The organism is Falsiphaeobacter marinintestinus (assembly GCF_007923355.1).
GTDB lineage: Bacteria > Pseudomonadota > Alphaproteobacteria > Rhodobacterales > Rhodobacteraceae > Phaeobacter_A > Phaeobacter_A marinintestinus.
In genome coordinates this window covers 81,085-98,957 of sequence record NZ_VOGO01000007.1, presented here as the reverse complement: position 1 = coordinate 98,957, position 17,873 = coordinate 81,085, and the positions used below count along the sequence as shown (strand labels likewise).

The following is a 17,873-nucleotide window of genomic DNA, read 5'->3' as shown; positions in this document are numbered from 1 at the left end:
CTTTTCAGCTTGCCTATGGCTTGCTGCGTCGGATTAACTGACGGCAATGACATGTGCATGCCTGCGATTACTGGCGTTTTGCCTTACGTGCCTTGCCCCACCGGTTGTGTGGGCCCAGATCCCTCGGCCTGAGGCGACATCGTCTGACGAGGTGATCGACGAGGCATTTCAGGCTGCCCAATGGGGGTTCTATTCGTCCGCTGGCAGTGCCATTCAGCAGATGCAGGCCCGCCGCGCTGCAGGGGATGGCCCATTGGCTGACCTGTTGCGGCGCCGTCAAAGCCTTGCCGGTTTGCGGCAACGTGCCGAAGCGGAACTGGCCACATTGGGGCGCGATGATAAGGCCAACACCGATGCTCTGGCCGTGCGGTTGTCGGGTGATATCGACGCAATCCGGGGCGAGATCGCAACGGTGGATGCCGCGTTGGCCCGGGACTTTCCGGCACATGACCGCCTGACCCACCCCCGTCCGTTGTCAATTTCCGAGGCGCAGAATGCGTTGGAGCCGGACGAAGCGCTGTTGTTCATCTATAGCGGTGAACGCGACACGTATTCCTGGGCGATAACGCCCACCACGGCGGCCTGGCTGCGCATTGGCCTGGGGCGGGCGTCGCTAAGCGATCAGGTGGCCAACATTCGCGCAACACTGGACCCAAATGCTGCGACGCGCGGCGCGATGTCGTTGGACACGGCAGATGACGGCCCCCGGATTGCTGTGTTCAACAGGACCGAAGCGTTCCTGATATATGCCGAACTGATCGCGCCGTTGATCCCGTTTCTGGAGGGGACCAAACACATCTATTCGGTGATGGACGGCCCGTTGTCCGGATTACCGCTGGCGGTTCTACCGTCTGAACTGATCCCCGGCGACGATGACGATCCTGAGACCATGCGCCAGACACGCTGGTTGTTTCAGGATTATGCGCTGACCAGCCTGCCCTCGGTCGACAGCTTGCCGCTGATCCGGCAGGCGGTTGGCAAGCCCAAACAAACCCAACTTTCGTTACTTGGCTTTGGCGATCCGGATTTCCGGGGCACCGCTTTGACGACCTCGGCCGATGCGCTGATGCGATCCGGGGCCGGTGATCCTGACGGGATCAGTGCGCTTGCACCATTGCCATTCACGCGGGTCGAACTGAACCGGATCGCGCGGACGCTGGGGGCATCCGAGCGCAACTTGTATCTGGGGAAGGCCGCGACTGAGGGCGCTGTCAAATCTGCGGATCTTGGCACCGCAGATGTCATCGTCTTTGCCACCCACGGCCTGTTATCTGGCGATATCAAAGGGCTGGCCGAACCTGCGCTGGTCTTTAGCCCACCGCAACAGGCGAGTGGGCTGGATGACGGTTTGCTGACTGCATCGGAAATCTCGTCGCTGCCGCTGGATGCGGATTGGGTTATCTTGTCGGCCTGCAACACGGCGGGCAGCGACGGACGCCCGGATGCCGAAGGTCTGTCCGGCCTTGCCCGCGCGTTTCTGTTTGCCGGGGCGCGGTCGATCATGGTGTCGCACTGGCCGGTCCGGGACGATGCTGCGGCACGTCTGACAACCGGAACCTTCGAAAACCTGATCAACGCCCCGTCCGGGCTGAGCAAGGCCAAGGCCCTGCAATTGGCAATGCAATCCATGCTGACCGACGAAAGTGATCCGTCGCTAGCGCACCCCTCTGCATGGGCGCCATTTGTAATCGTGGGGGATGGACGATGATCCGCGCGCTGGCCCTGGGTTTGTTGCTGACACTCCCATTCCCGGCGCGGGCATCGGAAACCTTTGACGATGTGATGACCGCTTTGGAAGCACCATTGTCCACCGGGGACACGCAAGCGGCCTATACGCTGCTGAGCGGCGCCTTGCGTGATGCTCGCGTTGGGGGCTGGCTGACACCCGACTGGGCGATATTTTATGCGATGCAGGCTGACTTTGCCCGGCTGGATCAGTCCAATCCAAGCTATGCCTTGCAGTTGACTGAGGACGGTTTGGCTCTGATTGCGGGCGATCCGGAACAGGCGGGCTTTACCACGGCATTGAAAGTAAGTCAGGCTTATGCGCTGGCAGACCTTGGTCGGTTTCAGGACGCTGCGCAGACTGCGCAATTGGCCTTGCCTGAATTCGCGGCCTCTTGGGGCGAAGACGATGCCCGGGATCTGGCAGACCGAATCCAGCTTTGGTCGGACGGGGAACTATCCGATTTCAATACGGCGGCAACAGACCTGGCCCGTCGGTCATTGGACCGCGCCTATGCCGCCTCGGCCAAAGGCGAATTCGGTCGCGCCATCGGAGCTGCGGCCAGCGCCATTCTGCCAATGGGAACAGATCTGTCCGAAGCCGATGTGCGGTCGATCAATACCGAAGCTGAAATGCAGATCGCCGAGTCTCTGGCTGCATTGGGTCGCCTGACCGACAGTGCCAATGCATTGTTGCGGGCTTTGGGGCATATGACTCGCGCGCCCTGGCAAACCGGGCAGCCGATCGCGTGGTGGCCGCAGCGGTGGACGCAAGACGACCGCCTGATCATGTTCCGGTTGTTGACCGATCTGTCGACGCGGGCCTTGACGTTGGGCTATGATCAAATCGGAACCGACGCGCTGCGGGAAGCGACGGAATTTGCCGTCACGACCGACAGTCGCAATACGTTATTGTTGTTGCAAGCCAGCCTAAGTTACCGGTCAGGCAATGGTGCGGAGGCTTTGAACCTGATTGACCGGACCCGCGCCAAGGCCGAGGCAGCGGGTGACCGGGATCTGGTTCTCATGACGGCCTTCTACACAGCGGTCGTGACCGCGCGGCTGAGCCAGATTGACGGACAAATCTCCGACCCCACGCCAGTTCTGGCCGCCGCTGAAGCGGCCTTGGCCCATGTCGATCAGGGCGGCGGGCTGGATCGAGACCTGATTCTTGCAGATACCGCTCAGATCCTGTCGACCACCCGGGCGCATGAGCAAGCGCTGGCCTATGCACGCGCATCCCTGGCCGCGCGGCAGGCGCAGATCACTGCGCGCAATGACACCGCCTATGCCAGTACACAGGCACGCCTTGGCGCGCGCAGGCATATCGAAACGCTGTTGCGCAGCGCCCATGACGCAGGCGGCGGGATTGATCCGGGCGTTGGTCAGAATTGCCCTGAGACCCCCGGATTTGTCAGTTGCGTCATCGTTTCGCACGCTAAATAGGCGTGCTTTGGACCCTGTGATGCGTCCCCCCTTGCCGGGTGCATGGTGCACGGGGTATGTGACCGCTGAAACAATATTTACCTATGGGACGATTTTTATGGCTGCCTCGGAAACCGACACAATCTTTAACGACCGCATGTTGTCTCTGGGTCTGGCGCGCGTCGCTGAACAGGCTGCGCTGGCCTCGGCATCTCTGGTCGGACGTGGTGACGAGAAAGCCGCCGATCAGGCCGCCGTCAACGCCATGCGCGAACAGCTGAACCTGCTGGAAATCGCCGGTGTTGTCGTCATCGGCGAAGGCGAACGGGACGAAGCCCCGATGCTGTACATCGGCGAAGAAGTCGGCACGGGGAATGGCCCGGCTGTCGATATCGCGCTGGATCCGCTGGAAGGCACCACGCTGACCGCCAAGGACATGCCGAACGCGCTGACCGTGATTTCGATGGGGCCGCGCGGATCGATGCTGCACGCGCCGGACGTTTACATGGACAAGCTGGCCATCGGCCCGGGATATGCCGATGGCGTTGTCACGCTGGACATGTCGCCGGTCGAGCGCGTCAACGCGCTGGCTGCGGCCAAGGGCTGCAAACCATCCGATGTCACGGTCTGTATCCTTGAGCGTCCGCGCCACGAGGACATGATCGCCGCCGTGCGCAGCACCGGTGCTGCGATCCGGCTGATCACCGATGGCGATGTGGCAGGTGTCATGCACTGCGCCGAAAGCGAAATCACCGGCATTGATATGTATATGGGATCAGGCGGCGCGCCCGAAGGTGTCCTGGCGGCGTCGGCGTTGAAATGCATGGGCGGTCAGATCTTTGGCAAACTGTTGTTCCGCAACGATGACGAACGCGGACGTGCGGCCAAGGCCGGAATCACCGATCTGAACCGGATTTATTCGCGCGACGAAATGGTGACGCAGGACGTTATCTTTGCCGCGACTGGCGTGACCGGCGGCACCCTGCTGCCCGGAATCCGCAGCCAGCCCGGCTGGGTCGAAACCACGACCCTGCTGATGCGGTCAAAAACCGGGTCGGTCCGGCGCATGCAGTATCGCACGCCGGTTTGATCACGGTACGGGAGGAAGCGGCTTGCGCCGCTGCCTTCGGCGAGAGTATTTTGAAAGAGAAGAAAAGGCCGGGTCCGTTTGGGTCCGGCCTTTTGTACCTGGAGGTAAGGCGTGAGTTTTCTTGAGGTCGAGCATTCTTTGACAGGGCGGCGTTGGGTTGGCCCATCGATCGACATAGACAGGGCTGGCGAGGCCATGGCACAGGCAACGGGCCTGCCGCGTCCGATCTGCCAGGTGCTGGCCCGACGCGGCGTGCCTCAGGAAGAAGCGACTGCGTTTCTGACCCCCCAGTTGAAAGACCTGCTGCCCGACCCGCGCAAGATGAAGGATATGGAACCCGCTGCGAGCAGGTTTCTGGATGCGGTTCAGCGCCGTGAGAAGATCGCCGTGTTTGCGGACTATGATGTGGACGGGGGCAGCTCGGCGGCTTTGCTGGTGGTCTGGCTGAGAGACATGGGTCTTCAGGCGACGCTTTATGTGCCGGACCGGATCGACGAAGGCTATGGCCCGAATGTCCCTGCAATGCAGGCGCTGTCCCAGGATCATGACCTGATCATCTGCGTTGACTGCGGCACACTTTCACATGAGCCGATTGCGGCTGCCAAGGGTGCTGATGTGATCGTTCTGGACCACCATTTGGGAGGCGAAACGCTTCCCCCGGCTGTGGCCGTGGTGAACCCGAACCGACAGGATGAAACCGGAGATCTGGGGTATTTCTGCGCCGCTGGCGTGGTGTTTCTGATGCTGGTCGAAGCCCGCCGCCAGATGCGGGACCGGGGCATGGGCGCAGGCCCTGACCTGATGGCGCTGCTGGATCTGGTGGCTTTGGCCACCGTGGCCGATGTCGCGCCACTGATCGACGCCAACCGGGCATTAGTGCGGCAAGGTCTGAAGGTCATGGCCCGGCGAAACCGCCCCGGCCTGATGGCGCTTGCCGATGTCAGCCGGATGGATTCGGCACCGTCGACCTATCACTTGGGGTTCATGCTGGGCCCCCGCGTGAACGCAGGCGGCCGCATTGGTCAGGCTGATCTGGGCGCCCGGCTTTTGTCGACAACCTCGGCCGTCGAGGCGCAAGCGATGGCACAACGGCTTGATGAGCTGAACACCGAACGCCGCGATATCGAGAATGCCGTGCGCGCGGCTGCCATTGATCAGGCCGAAGAGCGCGGACTGGATGCACCGCTGGTCTGGGCCGCTGGTGAAGGCTGGCATCCGGGCGTCGTGGGCATCGTCGCTTCACGACTCAAGGACGCGGCCAACCGGCCTGCGATCGTGATCGGGCTGGATGGCGACGAAGGCAAGGGATCGGGCCGCTCGGTCACCGGCGTGGATCTGGGCGCGTCCATCCAGAGGCTGGTCGCCGAAGGGTTGCTGATCAAGGGCGGCGGCCACAAGATGGCGGCAGGCCTGACCGTTGCCCGGGACAAGGTGGACCCAGCGATGGCGCGCTTGTCCGAGTTGTTGGCGAAGCAGGGCGCAGGTCAGGGCGGCCCGGCAGATTTGCGGCTGGATGGAGCCTTGATGCCGGGCGCTGCGACCATTCAGCTGATCGAACAGATCGATCAGGCTGGCCCGTTTGGTGCCGGCGCCCCCGCCCCTCGGTTCGCCCTGCCCGATGTGCAAATACGTCACGCCCGACCGGTGGGAGAATCACATTTGAAGCTCACCTTGTCAGACGGAATTGGGCACAACATTGACGCCATTTGCTTTGGTGCGTTCGACACCGGGTTAGGGGCGGCTTTGGTCGGACATGGCGGTGCGCGGTTCCACATGGCTGGCCGGCTTGAGATCAACACGTGGAACGGCCGACAAAGCGTTCAGCTGCGTTTGGACGACGCAGCCCCCGCCTGAGAACGGCCCCGGATGGGCCTGAAAATTTTTTGCGCCAATGGGTGATTTTTACGCTTGCGCGCGCTGCGCAGATTGCCTAATTAGCCGCTCACGCACAGAGTGGCCCGTTCGTCTATCGGTTAGGACGCCAGGTTTTCAACCTGGAAAGAGGGGTTCGATTCCCCTACGGGCTGCCACTTTTACCTGCATAGTTTTGTTTTTAATCAATAACTGGCAGCGTCAAAATCCACACCCACGATCCAATCAAGACAGAATGCACCGCAAAACCCGGCTTTCGGGCGCTGCAAATCGAGCACGTCACTCACGCTTTTGTGAACGTGACGCCTATTATCTTGCGTCGAATCTAATTGTTACGCCAGACGTCAGGCTAGAAACACAGACATCGCGCGTCTCGCCGAACAGGCGAGCGGGCGGATCGCAGCGCCTGACACCCGGTTTCGGTGCATACTGGAGCAATCAATGACCAAGCACATTCTGGTCGCCGCCCTGTTGCTGGCCCCTGCCCTTGGCTTGGCGCAAAGCGTCGAAACGCCGACCGCACCGGTGGCCGATTTGGCTGCGCCGCAGGCTCCATTGCGTGAAACGACCGACGGGATCGCTGACAAAACTGATGTGTCCCCGACGACGCCAAGTGGCGATCAGCCTTTGGACAGGCCCGACGTTGGTGATGCGACGCCCGAGCCTGACATGCCCCAAAGCCATGCGGAAGGCACGTTGACAAAACCTGTGGGTGACAGTTTGCAATCGGGTTCCATTTCTGCAAACCCACCTCTTCCCGCAGAAGATGACCTGATGGATATGGCACAGGACGCATCCGGGGCAGCGCTGACCTTCCTTCGCAATGGAGGCCCGGCACTCTGGGCGATTGCGGCGCTGTCGGTTGTCACACTTGCGCTGATCTTGTGGAAAACCTGGCGACTGGCCTTGATTGGTGCCTGGTCGCGCGGCAAGGCTGGCCAAGCCGTGACAGCCGTTGAACGGCAAGATCCCAAGGGGGCGCTGGCCATCGTGGCCGGGCGGCGCGGCATCCGATCCAAAGTGGTTGCCACTGCGCTGACTGCCATTGCCACCCTGCCCGAAGATCGCGCGCGCGAAGAAACGGCCCGAGTCGCCAAGCGTGAAATTGCGTCGGCGCGCGTCGGACTTGGGGCGTTGGAGCTGATTTCGACCATTGCGCCTTTGCTGGGTCTGCTGGGCACGGTTCTGGGTATGATCGCGGCGTTTCAGGCGTTGCAGGCTGCGGGATCAAGGGCCGATCCGGCGCTGTTGGCAGGTGGCATCTGGGAGGCCTTGCTGACAACGGCGGCGGGCATGGCGGTGGCGATCCCGGCCTCGGCCGCGCTGACCTGGTTTGAGTCTGTGATCGACAGGATTCGCCGCGACATCGAAGACAGCGCGACCCGTTTGTTTATCGCTCAGGGCTCGGAACATCTGCGGCTTGCTGCCGAGTAACAAGATGGAGTTCGCACCGCCCCCCCGCATCCGGCGAAAACCCAGCCTGACACCGATGATTGATGTGGTGTTCCTGTTGCTGGTGTTTTTCATGCTGGCGTCCCGTTTTGGGTCAGACGCCGTGCTGAACCTGCCACTGGCATCCAGCGGCGGTGACTATAGCGGACCGCCGCGTCTGATTGACATCTCGCCCGACACGACGGCGGTCAATGGCATGTTGGTCGATGACCTTGCCCAAGCCTTGGAACCGCTGGTGGAAAGCCCGACGGATACGCTGATCCTGCGCGGGCGCAACGGCGCAAACCTGCAGCGTATCGTGACCGTAACCGAAGCGCTTCGGGGTGCTGGTTTTACCTCGATCGTGCTGGTGGAGTGACGAAAGTGGATTTTTCAGAGCCCCCTCGCCGCCGCCGCCAGGAATCGATCGTCCCGATGATCAACGTGGTTTTCCTGTTGCTTATCTTCTTTCTGATGACATCGCATTTGGCCACACCCGACCCCTTTGACGTGACCCTGCCTGACGCTGTTTCTGAAAAACAGCCAGAATCAGAACTGATCTTATACGTGGACAAGACCGGCCTGCTGTCGTTCGACGACCACGAAGGGCAGGCTGCCGTGGCGGCGCTGACTGCACGAAGCGACGCCCATTCGATCATCCAAATGCGGGCTGACGGGGCGCTGGACTCCGGCGTGGCAGCGCGCCTGTTGAGCGATCTGGCAGAGGCCGGTCTTAGCCGGGTTGAACTGGTTGTGTCCCCGAAATGAAACACTGGGCCGAATTGCTGGTGTTCGCATCCGTTGCGGTTGCGATACATATCGCGATCTTCGCGACGGCCACAGAGTCAGGCAGTGACGCAGGTGGCACGGGCGGTGACACGATCGTCACGATTGCCGCCGCCCCACCGACCGTGCTTGAAATGGTCAAGCGCTGGGACCAGCCTGTTCAGACACACCCTGTTCTAGATGCTGACCTTAGCCAATCAGATAACTCGACAAGCGCCGTTCCCACGTCACCGGCAATGGATTTGGCGCGTGCCCCGCGTGCCGAAGTTCAACTGGCCCTGACCCGGCCCGAGGACGACCAGCTAGAAGACGTCGAAACGCAGCCGACCTCATCCCCGGTTCAGACACCGAAGACCACCGTCGATCCTTTGGACAGCCAGCAACTGTCCCAACCCAAGCGGCCAAACGCGCCAGAACTGAACCAGGTCGAACGCCCCAAGGCACCGCAAAAGCCGACGCAAATGGCCGTGATGCGCCCGGTTCAAACCCAGATTCCCGAGATTGAAACAACACCGGCGGCGCCTGTGCCGACACCAAAACCCAAGCCGAAAGCCAAGCCGGTGGCGAAGGCGAAGCCCACGCAAAAAAACCCGACATCAGCGACCAAGGCCGAGCAAAACAGCTCTCAAAGTACGGCGCAAAAAGCAGCGGGCAGCGAGGGCGGCACGCAGGCCGGGACGACCAACTCTGCGACAACCTCGACCTTGTCCAAGGGACAACAAGCAAAGCTCAAGGCGATCTGGGGGTCCAAAATCCGCTCGCGGATCGAACGCCGCAAAAGATTTCCGCCGGGGGTCAATGGTTCGGGTCAGGTTGCCGTCCGACTGACCGTTTCGCGAGACGGCCGCTTGCTGGACGTACGTGTCAGCAAATCATCCGGTGTGGCGGCCTTTGATCAGGCGGCGCTGAAGGCCGTAAAAAGCGCGGGAAAGTTCCCCAAAGCTCCAAAAAAGCTGCCCGGAGACCGCTTTACTTTGGATTTGCCGCTGAAGTTCACAAAATGATCCATCTGAAGTCCCTGAGCGGTTTTCCGAGTTGATCCTGCTTCCCCAGACTCATCTGAAATTTCAACGGGCAAGCCCCGGAACGAATGATCGCCGTGAGCAGCTGTCTTTGTCTGCTTTGCGGTGAGATGGACTGGATTCCTCTTTGTGTTGCTTCATTTCTTTCAATAGGTTGGATTCAACTGCGAGGAGCAAACCGAATGCCGCGAAACTACTTGAAAAAGGCTCTATTTGGGCTGGTGCTCGGTTTGGGGCTTGCCAATTCGGCCATTGCCGAAAGCGAAGCGGAAGCGGCGGCACAGGCCAACAACCCGCTTGCGGATATCACCGCCTTTAACATCCAGAACTATTACATCGACGCATTCACTGGCCCCGGCAACCTGACCGGCAATCAGTTCGTGCTGCGCTATGCCAAACCTGTCAGCATCGGCAACTCAAGCTGGCTGATCCGCGCCTCGCTGCCTTATAGCAGCTTTCCGGTTGGTACGGGCGGCGCAAAGGTCAACGGCATCGGTGATCTGGATCTGTTTGCGGCCTATCAGTTCAACACCGGCAACCCAGGGATTAGCTTTGCCGTTGGCCCGCAGGTTGTTGCCCCGACCGCGACGGACAACCGATTAGGGGCGGATCAGTGGCAATTGGGACTGGCAAATGTGTATTTCAACGCGACATCGCCGAAATTCCAGTTCGGATATCTGCTGACGTGGCGCGGCGGCATCGGAGACACAAATGGCAATCCTCGTGCCAGCCTTGGCGCCTTTCAGCCCTTTGCATTCTACCAGCTGGGAAATGGCTGGTACACGGGCGGCGCGCCTATCTGGAGCTACAACTTCCGCAACAACAACTATTCGGTCCCGTTAGGCATCCGGCTTGGGAAAGTCATCAAAAGCGGCGACACGGTCTTTAACATCTTCGTTGAGCCGCAGTGGTCCGTGCACGACAGCGGATCGGGCCTGCCGAAACGTCAGGTCTATTTTGCCGTGAACATGCAGTTTCTGTGAGCCATCGATACCGGGGGTGTGTCGTCCCACCCTTTGCACCTGATCCATTGGTGTGTCCGCTTGCGAAACAGGCGCCAAGGGTCATAGGCAAAAGGAAGAGTTGCAAGCAGGTCGGGCCGAGCGCAAAGTGCAGCCCAAGGAAACCGGGCAGCTTTTTGACGACGTGTTGACCTGTAAAAACAATACGGTGTGCTGATGCGTTTCAGAGTACCGACCTGCGTATCGGACGACGACCAATGGAGACATCCAAAATTTACGACGCCCTTGTGAACCTCGTTGCCCCGTTCAAGGCCTGGGTCGGTACCGTCAGCGTCGAACAGTTTGGTCTCGCGCTGATACTTGTTGTGCTGGTCATCGTCTTTCGCAAACCGATATCGGCCGGACTGACCAATCTTTTGGAACGCCTGTTACGGGCGTTGTCCATTACGCCCACACAGGATGTCCTGTCCGAAATTGACCGTACCCTGAGGGTGCTGGTTATCGCTCTGTCGGTCTATGTGTTTTCCAAAACACTGTCGCTGCCAGACGCAACACACGGACTTATTGAACGAATGTTTCTGTCTGTCTTCGTCCTTGCGGTGTTTTCCGGCTGGTATCAGGTGATCGGGCCATTGACGGCGATCATAGACCCGGAAAAGTTCCTGGCTGTCCGCGTTGATACATCATGGATGGAACGCATCGGCCAGTTCACGGTAATCCTGTTCGGCATAACGGCCCTTTTGAAAGTGTGGAACATCGACATTTCCAGCGCCCTCACAGGCGTCGGCGTCCTGGGGGCCGGGTTGGCAATTGCCGCGCAGGATTTCATCCGAAACCTATTCGCCGGCATGAGCAACATGAGCGAAAAACGGTTCGCGACCGGTGACTGGATCTGTGTCGAAGGCATCGTCGAAGGCACCGTCATCAACGTCGATGTCCGGTCTACCGTTGTTATGGGGTTCGACCGGGTGCCCCGATATGTGCCCAACAGCGACCTGTCCAATGCCATCGTCTTGAATAAATCGCGTATGGATCATCGGCGGGTTTACTGGATGCTCCCCATTAGGCTGGACGCCAGCGAGCAACAGCTTGAGGGGATCTGTCAGCACATCATCGACTATATGCGCACGTCGGGCGATTTCGTTAACGAAGACGGGACTCCGCTGATGGCCTGCGTGTCAGGCTTGTCCGAAAATGCCGTTGAAATTTTGATCTACGGCTTTTCTAACACCAAAGTGTATCGCGAGTTCATGGACGTGCGCAGCCGTCTGACCCAAGCCGTGCGGGCCGCGGTTACACAGAACGACGCCCATATCGCCTATCACACCCAAACGGTCATCGTGGAAAACGGCACACCGGAAGTTTTCGGCAAAGGGGACGGAGAATGACGTTTACGATTGACGCCCAGCGGGCCCACTGCCTTTCGTTCTTGCAGGAAGGCAAGCCAACATGATGACCGACCCGTCCTTTCCCAAAGTTGGCAACCTGCGCTGGTTTGCTCTTGTGGCGACCACAATTGGCATTTCGGCGCTGTTCATCGATGTGATTTCCGGATTTCTGATTGCCTTGCTGCTGGCGGCAATCTGCGCCGAACTTTTGCGCACCACCAACAATCGCATCATCGCGGCTTTGGGCGGGCGTGCCGGGGCAGGAACCGTCGTGACGCTGATACTGCTAGCCGGTGCCGTTATCTGGCCCCTGGTCGGTCTTATGTATCTTGCCGGAACGCAAGCCGCCGCTCTTGCAGGCGGCCTTGGGGATTTGCCTGAACAGATCGCGGTCTTTGATCCGGCCAATATCGAACTGCCAGACTGGGTCCCGTTTCGCGACGGAGTGACAAGCGCTCTGACAAACGTCGCAGCCAAAGTCGGAGAAATGGCGCAGACTGCGGCCGGGTTTTTCGTGAACACAATTTCGTCCATGGCTGTCGGGGCGGCCAAGTTCTTTCTCGACCTCTTTATCTTTTTCTATGCCCTGTTTTTCTTTCTGCAGATGACCCCATCCATTCTGATCAGCATATTGCGGTTTTCCGGCCTGCCGGTGTCCGTGCAGGACCGGTTGTTTGAACGCATGGTTTCGATCTCGCGGGCGACACTGAAAGGCACCTTGATCATCGGACTGGTTCAGGGCGGCCTTGGTGGGCTTGGGTTCTGGGCCACCGGGCTTGAGGGGGCCGCGTTCTGGTCCGTCGTGATGGCGATTCTTGCGGTCATTCCCGGTCTCGGCGCGCCGGTCGTTTTGTTCTGCGGAGCGGCATATCTGGCCTTTCAGGGCGAAACGACTTATGCAATCGGGCTGGCGGTCTGGGCCGGTGCCGTTGTCGGGACGATTGATAACGTTCTCAGACCGATCCTGGTGGGCCGCGACGTTGGGTTGCACGACTTGCTGATCCTGATCAGCACCTTGGGCGGCCTCGCGGCATTTGGCGCTGTCGGTCTGGTTTTTGGACCGGTGCTGGCCGGATTGTTCGTGTGTATCTGGACGGAAATCGCGGCTGCGACCGGAAATACCGACGCCCTGCCAGAGGAAACCACCGAAGAAGCGCCAACGCCGCCTGTGCCGGACAAAGCTGCGATTCCGATTCTGGACGAAGAAATGACCCGGGAGCTGGAAGAATTGCGCGCCTCCAAACTGAAACGCGAACAAGACCGGCGCGCCAGAGGGAACAAGCCTGATACCTGAGGTCCAAATGATGCAGAGAATGGACACGACCCTGATCAGTCCAAACTTGTCGGGCAGCCCGGATTTTCGGAGGGTTCATGACTGAGAGCGCCATCTTTCGCGTCGGTTTTCTGGTTTTCCCCGGCTTCCCCATGGCCTGCCTGACGTCGGCAATCGAACCCTTGCGCGCCGCGAACGAAATTGCCGAAACCAATGCGTTTGAATGGCGTGTTCTGTCCGAAACCGGTGACGCTGTAACAGCCAGCGCTGATGTTGTGTTTCAGCCGGATCAGGCCTTGCAGGACGCCGAAGGCCTGGATCTGCTGTTTCTGCTCTCAAGTCCGCAAGGCACCTTTGCCAACCCGCGGACCGGCAATGGCCGACTGCGTCATCTGGTCCGGCACGGCACCGATATCGGCGCTGTCAGCGGTGGGGTCTTTCCGCTGGCAGCTTCGGGTCTGCTGCAGGACCGCATCGGATCTGTGCACTGGTGTTACAAGTCTGCCTTTCAGTCCGAGTATCCGGATCTGCATACCAGCGACGATGTGATCGTCGTGGATCGTGGCTGTTTCACCGCATCTGGCGCTGCGGCTGTGTTTGACCTGATGCTGCGCCTGATCGAACAACGGCTTGATGGTGCTGTCATGACAGAAGTCGCCTGCTGGTTCCAGCACCCGCTGGTGCGAACCGAAGGTGTCAGTCAAAGCGTCCCGGCCTTTAAAACCGATGGTCTGGCCTGCGATCTGCCCGACACGGTTGCCCGCGCAATCGACGTGTTTTCCAAGAACCTTGAGGACCCGCTGGGGATTGGAGATGTCGCAGATCAGATCGGCGTTTCTCCGCGCCAGATGGAGCGGAGTTTTCGCCAGGCGTTGGATCAAAGCCCGCTTCAGTATTACCGCACGTTGCGAATGAATGCGGCGCGTCAGATGGTGCTATATTCGCGCGAAAGCCTGACCGAAATTGCGCAGGCCGTGGGCTATGTCAGTTCATCGACGCTGTCGAAACATTACCGCAGCGCCTTTGGCATGACACCTCAGGACGAACGCCGCCGGGCCAACCGGTTCCGGGTGGAAGAGAACCGGCCAGTGCCTTCGGTCTGATTGCTCAGGCGACTGAATGCGCCGCTTCGATCAAGGCATGATGTAACGACCCGGCGGACGAGCGCGGCCCCAGCACGCTGAACCCTGCCGTTGAACAGATCACGAAACAGCCAAGATGATGCAGCAACGTGCGTGTCGCCTGCCCCGGCTGCATGGTCGGAACATCAGCCGGACACAGACGTTCGAGCAACGCCACGCTACCCGACCCGGTGAGGTCAAAACGGCACCAGCCATCGGTCTGTTCCGTCACACTGGCGACTGGGCCAATGGCCTGAGCGATGTGGGCTGCCAGCAGTTCGTATTGCGCATGATCTGCGTCGATCATCCACTGATCCGGGCCGGTCCACCAAGCGGTGAAATCGCCACTAATCGTGCTTTGCCCGGGGCCCGGCAGGTCAAGACCCAAGGCAGTCTTCGCAACCAGGCGGACGGCGTCGGCCTTGCCTTTGCGGGTCGTCAGAGAGGCCATGGAACGGTCGGGATTTTCTGAAATCGTCACCTGTCCGATTGTGTGAATGCGCGCGGCGCCAGCGCCCAGCGGGGTGATGGGTTTCAAATCAGTCACGCAAGCGCCCTCCTTCGGGGTCCACGAAATGGGCGGACACCAGTTCGACCAGCAGTTCGCCACCTTCCAGCGGGTTCACGGCCCGCATGGTTTCACCCAATCGGTTCGATCCGTTTTTCACAAACGCCAGCCCGATCGAACTTTCCAAAATCGGAGAATACGCCGCCGAGGTCACGTACCCCTGATCATGCGCAGCATCGACAGGGCCAGACGCCGCCATAAGATGCGATCCGGTCATGATCTGACCATCGCCTTTCGGTTTCAACCCAACCAGAGCCAGCGCATCGGCAGTGTTCAACCCATCGCGTTCCGACAGGGTGTTGCCGATACAGTCTTTCTTTTTCGACACCATCCGGCCCATACCAAGGTTCAAAGCCGTGGTGGTGCCGTTCAGTTCGGCTCCGGTGGCATGGCCTTTTTCAATGCGCATCACGCCCAGCGCTTCGGTGCCATAAGGCGTGAGATCGAATTCCTGTCCTTCGTCCATCAGACGGCGGATCAAGGCATCGCCATAGCGGGTCGGCACGGCAATCTCGAACGCCAGTTCACCTGAGAACGAGATCCGAAACAACCGCGCCCGCAACCCGCCACCGACGGTGATCTCGCCACAGGCCATAAAGGGAAACGCGTCATTGGTTATGTCAAATTCGGGGTCGACGATCTTTTGCAACAGCTTGCGGGCGTTCGGCCCGGCCACGGCATATTGTGCCCAGGCTTCGGTGGTTGAAATCAGCTGAACGTCCAGATCCGGCCACAGGCATTGCCGGGCAAATTCCATGTTGCGATAGACCGGCACCGCGTTGGCAGTGGTTGTGGTGACCACGAAATGATCTTCGGCCAGACGCGCCGCGGTGCCATCGTCATAGGCAATCCCGTCTTCGCGCAGCATCAGACCATAGCGCACCTTGCCGACCGCCAGTTTGGCAAACCCGTTGGCATAGATCTTGTTCAGGAACGCGGCCGCATCTGCGCCCTGCACGTCGATCTTGCCCAGCGTGGTCACATCACAGACCCCGACCGAGCTGCGGGTGGCCAGCACCTCGCGGTCAACCGCCTGCCGCCAGTGAGTTTCGCCGGGGCGAGGGAAATACTGCGCGCGCAGCCAGTTGCCGACTTCGACAAATTCAGCCCCCTGCTCAGCCGCCCAATGATGGCTGGGCGTCAGGCGGGTCGGGTGGAACGCTTTGCCCACAGACCGGCCTGCCAAGGCGCCCATCGCAACGGGCGTATAGGGCGGGCGGAAGATCGTGGTGCCGGTTTCAGGAATGGTTTTGCCGGTCAGTTCGGCCATCACTGCCAGCCCCGTCAGATTGGCCGTCTTGCCCTGATCAGTGGCCATGCCCAAGGTCGTGTATCGCTTGAGGTGCTCGACCGAGCGAAAGCCCTCCTGATGGGACAGCTTGATATCCTTGACGGTGACATCGTTCTGGAAATCGACCCAGGCGCGCTTTGCACCCTGAACGTACCAGAATGGCGACACTGAAACTGGCCGATCCTCGGCGGCTGGCAAATCACCAGCCTGCGCGGTGAGACCGATGCTTTCCAAAGCGTCCACTGCGCCTTGCGCCCCTGACGCCAAAGCGCTGTGGGTCGACGTTTCGCCATTTGCGGCGCCTGCGACGGACTGTCCCTGGGGAAGATCGCCGCCGGGAACGAAGCTCAGGATCTTTTCGCTCCAGACCGGTCGCCCGCGCTGGTGGCAGGTCAGGCCCAGGTTCGGGTTCCACCCGCCAGACACGGCGACGGCGCCACATGGGATCACGCGAGTCTGGCCGTTGATAAGTTTCACGGTCACGGATTTGACGCCCAGCCGCCCCTTGGTATCGGCGATCTGTGCACCTGCGAGAACCTCGGTGCCTTGCATGTCTGGCGCGGTATCGCGAGTGTCCACGATGGTCGGAACTGACACCCCTTTGGCCACCAGATCGGCTGCCGTTCGGTGACCGTCGTCATTATTGGTAAATACAACAACGCTTGGCGCAGGCGTGGCCGCCCAGCGGTTGGCATAAGCGCGCACGGCCCCGGCCAGCATGACACCAGGGCGGTCGTTGTTTTCAAACGCGATGGGGCGTTCAATTGCTCCGGCACAGACCAGCGCGCGTTTGGAATAGATCCGCCAGAAAACCTGACGCGGTTTGCCGTCTTCCGGCACCGCCAGATGATCTGATATCCGTTCGACCGCGCCATAGACACCATGGTCATAAGCCCCGACCACGGTTGTACGTGGCATGATGCGGACGTTGTCCATTGTCGCGAGTTCAGCTTGCGCCGTTCCGACCCAATCAGCGCCGGACATATCTGTAAGTGTGCCAGTGTCTGCGATCAGGCGTCCCCCCAGCAGAAAGTCCTCTTCCGCCAGGATCACGCGCGCCCCTGCCCGGCCTGCCGTCAGGGCCGCAGCCAGTCCGGCAGGACCAGCCCCGACCACCAGCAAATCGCAATGCAGAAACCCCTTGTCATAGACATCCGGGTCGTCCTGAAGAGAAATGCTGCCAAGACCTGCGGCATGGCGGATCATCGGTTCGTACAGCTTTTCCCAAAACGCCTTCGGCCACATGAAGGTCTTGTAATAAAACCCTGCGGCGAAGAAGCGGTGGAACACGTCGTTCACGCCCAGCGCATCGAATTTCAGCGATCCCAGGCGGTTCTGGCTGTCTGCCGTCAGCCCGTCAAACAGCTCAACCGTGGTGGCGCGGGTGTTGGGTTCGCGCCGTGCCCCGCTGCGCAGTTCGACCAGCGCATTGGGCTCTTCTGATCCCGCACTCAGCACGCCCCGCGGGCGATGATATTTGAATGATCGGCCCATCAGGCGCACATCATTTGCCAGCAGCGCCGAGGCCAGCGTGTCGCCCTTGCGCCCCTCAAAAGTTTTGCCATCAAAGGTGAATTGCAGTGGGCTGGCGTGGTCGATCAGGCCGCCGGTCAATCGGTTGATGCTCATTGCCCGCGCCCCTGTGCAATGGCCACGTCGCGGGCCAGTTCAACATTGGTGATTTCATGCGTCACCGTATTGCGCGTCACCACCAGCCAGGACCGGTCGCCCTGTTCGTGGAACCACAGCTCGCGATGCAGACCGGCTGGATTATCTCGCAGATACATATAGTCGTGAAACGCCTGCGCAGCGTCATCTGCCTGCCAGTCAGGCCGATCGATCAGCCCGGCATCACCCAGATACACGAATTCGGCGGCGTCGCGCGGGCCCAGCAATGGATGGTTGATAATCATGTGCCT

The 17,873-nt window shown here is 60.2% G+C and carries 15 protein-coding genes and 1 tRNA gene; 13 read left to right on the top strand and 3 right to left on the bottom strand.

The window, feature by feature from the left end:
• Window positions 1-46 precede the first annotated feature (46 nt).
• The 13 genes from FOY56_RS15660 (at window position 47) to FOY56_RS15595 (ending at window position 14,077) form a co-directional block, all read left to right on the top strand.
• A complete protein-coding gene (locus tag FOY56_RS15660; RefSeq protein ID WP_146346810.1) occupies window positions 47-1,708 on the top strand; it encodes a CHAT domain-containing protein in 1,662 nt (553 codons plus the stop codon).
• Window positions 1,705-3,171 (top strand): hypothetical protein, encoded by a 1,467-nt coding sequence (locus tag FOY56_RS15655; protein ID WP_146346809.1) that lies wholly within the window; start codon window positions 1,705-1,707, stop codon window positions 3,169-3,171. The genes FOY56_RS15660 and FOY56_RS15655 overlap by 4 nt, the downstream gene beginning before the upstream one ends.
• Before the next feature lie 97 nt (window positions 3,172-3,268).
• Window positions 3,269-4,240, top strand: coding sequence for a class II fructose-bisphosphatase (glpX, locus tag FOY56_RS15650; protein ID WP_146346808.1), 972 nt, complete (start codon window positions 3,269-3,271; stop codon window positions 4,238-4,240).
• 111 nt (window positions 4,241-4,351) lie between these two features.
• Window positions 4,352-6,094: a single-stranded-DNA-specific exonuclease RecJ gene (gene recJ / locus FOY56_RS15645; protein WP_146346807.1), complete on the top strand. Its 1,743-nt coding sequence runs from the start codon at window positions 4,352-4,354 to the stop codon at window positions 6,092-6,094.
• 101 nt (window positions 6,095-6,195) lie between these two features.
• Window positions 6,196-6,270: transfer RNA gene (locus FOY56_RS15640), tRNA-Glu, on the top strand.
• A gap of 283 nt (window positions 6,271-6,553) precedes the next feature.
• Window positions 6,554-7,546, top strand: coding sequence for a MotA/TolQ/ExbB proton channel family protein (locus tag FOY56_RS15635; protein WP_146346806.1), 993 nt, complete (start codon window positions 6,554-6,556; stop codon window positions 7,544-7,546).
• Between the two features lie 4 nt (window positions 7,547-7,550).
• Window positions 7,551-7,922 carry an ExbD/TolR family protein gene (locus FOY56_RS15630; protein WP_146346805.1) on the top strand — a complete coding sequence of 124 codons (372 nt, stop codon included), beginning with the start codon at window positions 7,551-7,553 and terminating at the stop codon, window positions 7,920-7,922.
• A gap of 5 nt (window positions 7,923-7,927) precedes the next feature.
• On the top strand, window positions 7,928-8,311 hold the full coding sequence (locus FOY56_RS15625) for an ExbD/TolR family protein (protein ID WP_146346804.1): 384 nt from the start codon (window positions 7,928-7,930) through the stop codon (window positions 8,309-8,311).
• Complete coding sequence (gene tolA / locus FOY56_RS15615; RefSeq protein WP_246139504.1) at window positions 8,308-9,333, top strand: cell envelope integrity protein TolA; 1,026 nt, start codon at window positions 8,308-8,310, stop codon at window positions 9,331-9,333. The genes FOY56_RS15625 and tolA overlap by 4 nt, the downstream gene beginning before the upstream one ends.
• Before the next feature lie 200 nt (window positions 9,334-9,533).
• On the top strand, window positions 9,534-10,334 hold the full coding sequence (locus FOY56_RS15610; protein ID WP_222434999.1) for a hypothetical protein: 801 nt from the start codon (window positions 9,534-9,536) through the stop codon (window positions 10,332-10,334).
• Between the two features lie 236 nt (window positions 10,335-10,570).
• Window positions 10,571-11,701: a mechanosensitive ion channel family protein gene (locus FOY56_RS15605; protein ID WP_146346801.1), complete on the top strand. Its 1,131-nt coding sequence runs from the start codon at window positions 10,571-10,573 to the stop codon at window positions 11,699-11,701.
• A gap of 61 nt (window positions 11,702-11,762) precedes the next feature.
• A complete protein-coding gene (locus FOY56_RS15600) occupies window positions 11,763-12,995 on the top strand; it encodes an AI-2E family transporter (RefSeq protein WP_146346800.1) in 1,233 nt (410 codons plus the stop codon).
• Window positions 12,996-13,072: 77 nt separating this feature from the next.
• The gene (locus FOY56_RS15595; RefSeq protein ID WP_146346799.1) at window positions 13,073-14,077 is read left to right on the top strand and encodes a GlxA family transcriptional regulator; all 1,005 of its coding nucleotides are present in this window, start codon (window positions 13,073-13,075) and stop codon (window positions 14,075-14,077) included.
• A gap of 4 nt (window positions 14,078-14,081) precedes the next feature.
• On the opposite strand, the gene FOY56_RS15590 is transcribed toward FOY56_RS15595, so the two are convergent.
• From FOY56_RS15590 to FOY56_RS15580, 3 genes are read right to left on the bottom strand one after another with little or no spacing between them, the layout of a single operon-like run.
• Window positions 14,082-14,642 carry a sarcosine oxidase subunit gamma gene (locus FOY56_RS15590; protein ID WP_146346798.1) on the bottom strand — a complete coding sequence of 187 codons (561 nt, stop codon included), beginning with the start codon at window positions 14,640-14,642 and terminating at the stop codon, window positions 14,082-14,084.
• On the bottom strand, window positions 14,635-17,583 hold the full coding sequence (locus FOY56_RS15585; protein WP_146346797.1) for a sarcosine oxidase subunit alpha family protein: 2,949 nt from the start codon (window positions 17,581-17,583) through the stop codon (window positions 14,635-14,637). Before FOY56_RS15585 ends, FOY56_RS15590 begins: the two co-directional genes overlap by 8 nt.
• Window positions 17,580-17,867, bottom strand: coding sequence for a sarcosine oxidase subunit delta (locus FOY56_RS15580; RefSeq protein WP_146346796.1), 288 nt, complete (start codon window positions 17,865-17,867; stop codon window positions 17,580-17,582). The genes FOY56_RS15585 and FOY56_RS15580 overlap by 4 nt, the downstream gene beginning before the upstream one ends.
• Between the last annotated feature and the right edge of the window lie 6 nt (window positions 17,868-17,873).